The 7,776-nt window shown below is 29.8% G+C and carries 11 protein-coding genes; all 11 read right to left on the bottom strand.

All coding sequences use genetic code 11. The annotated features are described in order from the left end of the window. Nucleotides 1-1,424: hypothetical protein (locus tag JG776_RS11915; RefSeq protein ID WP_291967792.1), on the bottom strand; the 1,424-nt coding region annotated here is incomplete at its 3' end. A gap of 32 nt (nt 1,425-1,456) precedes the next feature. Next, the gene (locus tag JG776_RS11910) at nt 1,457-1,894 is read right to left on the bottom strand and encodes a hypothetical protein (RefSeq protein ID WP_291967790.1); all 438 of its coding nucleotides are present in this window, start codon (nt 1,892-1,894) and stop codon (nt 1,457-1,459) included. Nucleotides 1,895-1,905: 11 nt separating this feature from the next. Continuing rightward, nucleotides 1,906-2,859: a tyrosine-type recombinase/integrase gene (locus JG776_RS11905; protein WP_291967789.1), complete on the bottom strand. Its 954-nt coding sequence runs from the start codon at nt 2,857-2,859 to the stop codon at nt 1,906-1,908. Between the two features lie 54 nt (nt 2,860-2,913). Beyond that, nucleotides 2,914-3,405, bottom strand: coding sequence for a hypothetical protein (locus tag JG776_RS11900; RefSeq protein WP_291967786.1), 492 nt, complete (start codon nt 3,403-3,405; stop codon nt 2,914-2,916). Nucleotides 3,406-3,461: 56 nt separating this feature from the next. Beyond that, nucleotides 3,462-4,022, bottom strand: a complete 561-nt coding sequence (locus JG776_RS11895; RefSeq protein ID WP_291967783.1) for a hypothetical protein — start codon at nt 4,020-4,022, stop codon at nt 3,462-3,464. Nucleotides 4,023-4,202: 180 nt separating this feature from the next. Beyond that, on the bottom strand, nt 4,203-4,913 hold the full coding sequence (locus JG776_RS11890; RefSeq protein ID WP_291967781.1) for a hypothetical protein: 711 nt from the start codon (nt 4,911-4,913) through the stop codon (nt 4,203-4,205). A gap of 2 nt (nt 4,914-4,915) precedes the next feature. Then, nucleotides 4,916-5,419 carry a hypothetical protein gene (locus JG776_RS11885; RefSeq protein ID WP_291967779.1) on the bottom strand — a complete coding sequence of 168 codons (504 nt, stop codon included), beginning with the start codon at nt 5,417-5,419 and terminating at the stop codon, nt 4,916-4,918. A 9-nt stretch (nt 5,420-5,428) separates the two neighbouring features. Next, a complete protein-coding gene (locus tag JG776_RS11880) occupies nt 5,429-6,367 on the bottom strand; it encodes a hypothetical protein (RefSeq protein ID WP_291967778.1) in 939 nt (312 codons plus the stop codon). Next, nucleotides 6,364-6,780, bottom strand: a complete 417-nt coding sequence (locus JG776_RS11875) for a hypothetical protein (protein WP_291967777.1) — start codon at nt 6,778-6,780, stop codon at nt 6,364-6,366. Before JG776_RS11875 ends, JG776_RS11880 begins: the two co-directional genes overlap by 4 nt. Before the next feature lie 12 nt (nt 6,781-6,792). Then, entirely contained in the window at nt 6,793-7,431 is a 639-nt protein-coding gene (locus tag JG776_RS11870; protein ID WP_291967775.1) for a hypothetical protein, read from the bottom strand. A 53-nt stretch (nt 7,432-7,484) separates the two neighbouring features. Further along, the coding region (locus JG776_RS11865; protein WP_291967773.1) for a hypothetical protein at nt 7,485-7,776 on the bottom strand (292 nt) is incomplete at its 5' end.

The raw sequence follows: 7,776 nt of genomic DNA, 5'->3' as shown, positions 1-7,776 counted from the left end.
GAAGCTACAAGCCAAACAGGAAACCTTTCAAAAGCAACTTTTAAAGCACCTATTAAACCTACATCTTTACCAGCAAGATTACCTATTTGTTCTATACCTGTATATACAGACCTAGTAGCTTCATCAACAGCAACTTTTACCTCTCTAAATGTTCCATTGGCTTCCTTTATACGAGCAATAAAAGTTCTAATACGAGAATCTCCATCTGCTGTAACTTTTGAAAGATTACGTATTTCAACACCTGCACCATATATTGCTTGCGCATATCTTTTTATTGACTCATCATCAAAACCAGTAAATTTAATATCTGTCTTTGTACCTAAAGACATAATACGAGCCCGTTCTTTTTCAGTTCGAACTAATTGCTCATATTCTTGTTTAAGCGTTGCAATTCTATTTTGAATATTTTTCAACACTTCATTTGTTAATATATTTTCATTATTTCTATACAAATTAATTTGCTGATTAATTTCATTAATTACACCAACTATCCTTTGATACTCAGTTGAAGTTTTATCAATAGGAGCAGTTAATACAGTAGAACTAAATTTTGACATTTGGCTTTCTAAAGAAGCAACTTGCTTTTCTTGCCAAGCAATACGTTTCTCTTCTTCGGTTTCTAATTGTTTTTCTAGTTTAATAATCTCATTAAATTGTTCTTTATAATATTTCACATAATTAGAAAGACGTTGTTTATCTTCTTCAGTTAATATTTGTTTTTTTTCATAAAATTGCGATAATTCATCAGTAATTTTTTTGTATTCATGTTGCATATCAACTAAAAATGCTTGTGCTTCGGGATTTTTAATATTATCAAATAGATCAGCTGATCGATTATGTAATTGCTCGAGTTCTTGTTGAAGTCTGCGTATAAAATCTATTTGTTTTTGATAATCTACTTCACTTGTTACTGTACTAATATTACCTGTCGGTGTAGTAGTAACAGTTAATTTACCAATATCGGTATCAATGGTTTTGGTTAAAGATTCTAAAGTTGCTCCACCACTATCAACTTTGTATTTTTCTTTAATTTTCATTACATTATCCAAAGCTTGCTCTTGTCTAATTAATGCTTCAATATTTTTATTTATCGCTCCAGTCTGTTTGTCAATTTGAGTAGTAGTTCTTTCAATAATTTCCCCACTTTTTAAATAGTCTTTTTGTATTGTTTGAATGGTACCATCTTGTTGTTTTCTAATTTCAATTTCAGTTTTAGTAACTTTGTTTAGTTCTTCAATCATTGCTTTAACATTTCCCATTTGCTTTGTAAAATCACGAAAAACATTTATAACCTCTTTATCTATCCCTAAGTTCAACTTTAAACTATCCAATTTACTCGACAAAGACTTGAGTTGTGCGTTAATATTATCTGTTGTTTTATCTATGTCTAAACTACCTAATATCTGCAAAATCAAATCTTCCATTTTATTCACCTGCCTTTCTCAAGCAACAACACCTACCCCTCTGCCTCTAACAACCCCTGCAAAAAATCAGAATTATTCACTAATTGTTTATAATTATCTGCAAAATTACGTACATGCTCCACCGTTTTCTTTATTTCTTCTTTGGGAAAGCTCTTTATTATTTCTTCAAAAAAGCCATTATCAATAAGATATTCATACACTACAATTTGTTTTTCTAATTCATCAGGAATAGGAATATTAGTAAAATACTTCATTAAAAGAAGGGGATAGTAATCAAGTAAGTTTAAATTTATATTATTTTCACGTGCATACTCCATCTTTTCTAAAAATTCCAATATCATCCTATGTATTTTTGTTGGTCTGAATTTTTCATCTATTAATATTTCGTACCCATTTACTTCAATCTTCTTTTGGGTATAATTTTTCCCGTCAACTTTTTTAATTTCGTTGTAGGTTAACTTTTTCCCCATAATTTTACCTCCTACAAAATTTTATATTTACTTTTTTCACGCTGAATTTGTTGTTTGTCTTGTCTTAAATAATGTTTTTTAGTAACATCTAAACCTTTGTGGTTTAATAATTCGGAAATCATTTCGATAGGCATACCAGCTAATTTGAGTAATTGGCTACCAGAATGTCTGAAATCATGAGGATGTAAGGTAGGGACTCCAATCATTTCACCAATCTTTTTAGCCCAACTATATAATGTACTTACAGTTGCTTTTGTATATTTGCCACCATTTTTAACTAAAAACACATACTCACTATCAATCCCTAAAGCTTCACGACTTTCTTTGAGTTTTAACAATAAGTCTCTTACTTCTTCATCAAAATATAATGTAACTAATTTTCCTTCTTTTTCTAACACATTGTCTATAGTCATATTTTCAAAATCTATTTGCTCCCATTTAATATTTGATATGGCATTTACACGAGCCATTGTAGATAAACTCAATAGTGCATAAGTTTCTAACTGCAAATTTCCATATTCTTTAAGCTTTTGTTTCATCAATTTCACTTGTTCTTTTGTTAAAAATGTCTGCACAACTATATCTATATCCTTACGAGGTCTTTCGATAAATTCCATTGGGTTTTCTTTAATTAATCTTTTCCTTCTTAAAAATTTATAAAATGCCGAAAGAGATGAAATTCTACGCTTCAATCTGCGTGTATTATTGCCTTCTTGTTTACAATAATATATAAATTCCGCTATATCATCTTCGGTTAAGTCAAGTACAGATTGATTACCTTGATTCTCGTATATATATATAAACCATGAAAATAAATCAGTTTTGTAATTATAAATAGTAGCAGGGGAGAGTTCACGAATAGTCATATCCATTTCATATTTTTTGTATAGTTTCATATTTTCTGGATTAACTTTTTTAAGTTTTTCTTCATCATACAACTCTATTCGTTTACTTCTTTCTGCCATTTTCGCACCTCTTTTCTTGCAAAAAAATATCTATGTTAACCTTACGGTTATTTTCTACTTCACATTTAAACCATTACGACGCAATCCCTTTTTAAAAGCTTTAACAATTTCGGGATTATTCTTTAATTGTTCAGCAGTACTTCTAATAAAAGGTCTACCCTTCATATAAGGCGCTCCCTTACGGGGATAATCGTAACCATATCCATTCCAACCATGCCCATATTCTATTACACCCGCAATTTTAAAAGGCTCTTTACCCTCTGGCAAATAATTAGGGTTACTCATTGTAATATTTTCCACCGTTAAAAGAACTGAACCATCTGCTTGTAATTGAGTATTAGCCACCATATTATTAGGATCATCTAGCCCACCAACACTACGTCTTATATATTCTACAGGATTAGGATATTTATCAAAAACTTCTTCTTGGATAGCTTCTTGTTCTACTTTTCTAACTACGTCAGCCACTTCATTATTCATAGCATCAGCAATTTTAGACTGAATTTTTTGTTGAATTAGTTGTAATTGAGTCTTTAAATCTGGCATTTTATTCACCCCTTTTTAAAAAAAGAAAAGGGTAAGGGAAAGCCCTACCCTAAAAATTATGATCTTGGAACTACTATATATCGCCCTATACTCGTAGAATTAATAGGTGTCATAGCTGTAAATTTAATTGTATCTCCATTGTTTTGACCTGCTTCATGTGACACAGCCAATGCACCATCAGGAACAGCCTTCTCAAAAACCCAATATATATCAGCTGCTGGAGCATTTGTTTCAGCATCAACAGCAATAGTATGCAATTCTACATAATAATTTCTTGGGAACATAGAAGCATCAAGTGGTATTGCTTCACCAGTTACAGATGTCGAATACAAAGCGATATAATAAGCACCTTCAACTCCATCAGTAACAGTCACAGTTTTTGTAGTAGCATCATAAGTAGCTGTAACCTGTTTTCCTTGAGGATCTAACACTATAACACTACCACTCGATGGAGTACCAGTCAATGTAAATTGACCATTAACCAATTGATGTTTTTCATTAGCTTGTACGGTATACTCGCCACTGACTTGTTTTGCTCCACTTTGAATCGCAACAATATCATCAGCATGGAGTAGTGTCGTTACTGTAAACTCTATTTGCTTATTGTATTGCATCATACCAATAATGCCATTACCTATACCGCCACGAAGAATTTCTTGTTCTACTGATTGCGAAATATCTGCCTTGTTAGTCAAACCTAAAAAATACACTCTTGTTGGATCTAATAAATCCTTTAAATACACCTCAGCTGTATCTCTCAAAATCAAGTTATTCATATATACTACCTCCTTAAATTATTAATTATTAAAAATTTTTTCCATTTCTTTTATATAATCTTTTAAAAATGTTTTATTATTTTTATTATTATAATTTACATCAATATGTTTAAACCAATTTTCAATTTGTACATCTGGAGCTACAGTAGCAAACAACACAGATGTACGATAATTCTCGAAAGCCATAATCCTATTAAATAAAGCATTAAGTTTATAGATAGTCATATCTAAAGCATTTTGGCGTGAGATAAGTTCAACACTTGTAACCATTGCCTCAAATGTAACAATTAATCCCCTTTTTTCTTTGTAAATTCTATCATACATATCAAATTTAGCAATTTCTGGGTCTTTGCTTGGCTTCTCATAATGCAAACAATTCATAGTTTTCATTAAATTTAAATAATAATTCAATTCATCATCGGTTTCTACTAAATCAAACACATCTTCTTTAAAGAAAAAATAAAAAATTTTCTTATATATTAAATACAAATCTGGAATATTTTTTATAATTATTAAAAATGGTATATCTTTAAGCTGTTCTTCAGCCATTTTTTTATCTTCAAACAATTCATAAATATCTTCTTTGGTTAAAAAAATATAAGGCAAAAATGTTAAAACAGTATAATAATCTTTTACCTTTGCAAAATGAATATTGCCAATTTTTGTTTTTATAGGTAATCCCAAAATATATAATTCTCTAATGTCTGGGATTGTTTCTTCATTAATAATCACAATTAATCCCCCTTAACAGTGGCATTGCTTACATTAATCCACAAAGTCAACCCCGCATAAGAATTATTCACTTTGAATAATCTATATCTTGTAATATTTACCCTGTTATTACCTGCAATATATTGGTTGTCAAGCACATTAGCAATCTCTTTAGCAATCCTAAACACTCTTATTTCTCCTTTACCACTAATCAACCAATACTTAATTGGCACAATTATATCTAATACATAAACATCATATCCAATCCCAACATTTTGCAAATTTCCTTCATAAGGATTAAAAAATATTTTTACTTGCATATCATTTAAAATCTCATCACTAAAAGGTGATAAAATTATGTTTTTATTAATTAAATTATCATTAACATCGGGTAGGGAAGGATCTAATGGATATTTATCGAGATACACAATATATCTTTTAAAATTTTGATTATTAATAAGTAACATTAACATCTTACTTAAATTCTCTTCGATGAATTTAAACTTCAAACTAACAAATGTACTCAATATAAACACCTACCACAAAGAACTCTGAATTGTAATTGTTTTAGTTAATACTGTTGTGTCTGAAGTTGCTGTTAATACAAATTCTCCTTCAGACACACCCCGTACTACACATGAGTAATCAGTATAACTAATTATTTGTGCATTAGTGTTGCTCAAACTCCAAGTAAACACTTGATCCGTGACTACATTACCATTTTTATCAATTATATAATAAGATTGGTCTTGCCCTAATATAATTGTAGTTGAACCATTAATTACGTAAGGCAATATTTCTACAGTTTTATCGTTATAAGCAATTCCATTTACAAGATCATCTTTAGGATTAACCTGATCAAAAGCAAGTGTTAAAAACAATAATCCATACCCATCAATACTCTTCGATAAACCATCATCAGAACCAACAACTTTCCAAACAGTATTATTAAGTACAAAACGTATTGGCATTAATTTGACTATTTGTTTCGAAATATCATTATACTGAGTAACACATAAAATCTTGTCAGTAGTAACAGTTATTTCTTTTTCATTTAAAGTATTTTTATAATTTTCCAAAAAACATGGTAAGCTATAATCCCCAAATTTTAAAACATTAGTACATTTTCTAATAATACAAGAATTGGTAGTGGGGGAGTGTTGAGTATTAACACATAACCATTTATAATTATTGTATTCAAAAATATCACCTAGTTTAGGTATATCATTTAAATCCTTAAAATATATCTCTTTATAGTTATCGCCTATCATAGAAGCAAATACTGTGCTTGCGCCTCGTGGTTGATAATCCTTCAATCTGACTTTCTTTTCTACACCATTATGTTTAATAATAATAAGATTTGGAGAATCCTCAAATAATAAATCCAACAACATTTGATAATCATTCCTAATTCTTTCACTATATGTGACACCACTACTTAATACACGTTTTTTGTAATCATCAAAATACGTCATGCAAAATCACCATACTTATAAGTATATCTTGCAATTTTATCCTCTACGTCACGCTTAGTAGCTTCTCTAAGCATTTGTAATTCATGTAAATGCTGCGCTTGAGAAGTTAATTTGAAATCACCAGTCATTTTTTGTTTCACAACCATTAAAGAGTTAATATAAGGGGATAGCCATTCAATTACCATTAAAGTAGCAAGTATATCTTCTTCAATACCAGACAATGTTTGATTAAATTGTTGTAGAGCATCATCTCTATCATTCAAATTAGTTTTGCACACATAAAAATTTGAAATAGCAGCTAATAAATAATCATACATTCTTGCCTCTGCATCAGCTTGAGTCATATTTGCCAATGTCATATCATCAATTTTTGCTAAAAAACGTTTATAAATATTTGAATAAGGTGTAGCCAAAATTTACACCCCCTATTGGACGTTATATACCTTAACGTCCTCAGCCATCTTAAATAAATCCTTACCTAATATCTGTCCAATAAAATAGATCTTGTTTTTGTCTAAATATCTTATATCACCAGCATTAATACCCTTTATGATGGTATCAATAATAGATTCCTTAATAGCATCAGTAGTATTTTCCAGTATCTCTTTAATTTTTTCTTCTGGTAAAGTTATTATATTTTCAATAACCTCTTTGCTTACTATTTTCTTATAAGCTTCAGTTAAATAAAGTGCTTCTACGGCATCTTTATCCAAAATCATAAAATATCCTTCTTCAGCAAGCCTTTTCTGTCTATCACAAATTTCCATTAAATCACCAAAAGTAATAGGTTTAATTGCACCAAAATGATTAAAAGTAATTACCTTACCAGAATTAGTTATTAAGTTCAAAATGCCATGAAATAAGCTAACTACTTTTATTAATTTATTCAAAGGTATTTCACTAACAGTAGATTCAGGTATATCAATAATATTTTCTTTTTCCTTACGCAATTCTTCTATCATTTTTTTAAGTTGCTCTATTTCTTCTTTTAATTTCTCATTTTCTTTTGCATAATCAATTCCTTCCATTGTTTCAATATCAACTTCATTCTTTTTTCTCGGCATAAAACCCCTCCTTAAATTTATAGAAGGGTAGGGGAGAACCCTACCCTATAAAATTAAGCTAATTTCATAATACCATATCTTGCAGATGTTACTACACCCACATCATAAGATTTAATAAATGTGTAATCTACTGTCATATCGGCATTTTGGCTATTTGTAGATTCATTTATAATAGCCTCACCTTCAAATGCTATCTTAGCAATCTTGTCGCTACCCATAGAAACAACATAAATCGTATTGTTATCTATAGCAAAATCATAAGTTCCAGCAATAATTCTTTGTGGTATCTCGAACAAATCTACGCCTTGGAAGTTTGTAAGATAACCATATTTATTGTATTCTTCT

This window comes from Caloramator sp., from assembly GCF_020054765.1.
Taxonomy (GTDB): domain Bacteria; phylum Bacillota; class Clostridia; order Clostridiales; family Caloramatoraceae; genus Thermobrachium; species Thermobrachium proteoclasticum.
Note: the sequence above shows the minus strand (reverse complement) of the source record. Positions and strands in the feature narration are given on the sequence as shown.

Bases quoted from the DNA above. Each gene is read 5' to 3' on its own strand.
- JG776_RS11870 (WP_291967775.1), bottom strand. From the start codon at position 7,431: ATGCCGAGAAAAAAGAATGAAGTTGATATTGAAACAATGGAAGGAATT.
- JG776_RS11895 (WP_291967783.1), bottom strand. From the start codon at position 4,022: ATGATGCAATACAATAAGCAAATAGAGTTTACAGTAACGACACTACTC.
- JG776_RS11905 (WP_291967789.1), bottom strand. From the start codon at position 2,859: ATGGCAGAAAGAAGTAAACGAATAGAGTTGTATGATGAAGAAAAACTT.
- JG776_RS11910 (WP_291967790.1), bottom strand. From the start codon at position 1,894: ATGGGGAAAAAGTTAACCTACAACGAAATTAAAAAAGTTGACGGGAAA.
- JG776_RS11900 (WP_291967786.1), bottom strand. From the start codon at position 3,405: ATGCCAGATTTAAAGACTCAATTACAACTAATTCAACAAAAAATTCAG.
- JG776_RS11880 (WP_291967778.1), bottom strand. From the start codon at position 6,367: ATGACGTATTTTGATGATTACAAAAAACGTGTATTAAGTAGTGGTGTC.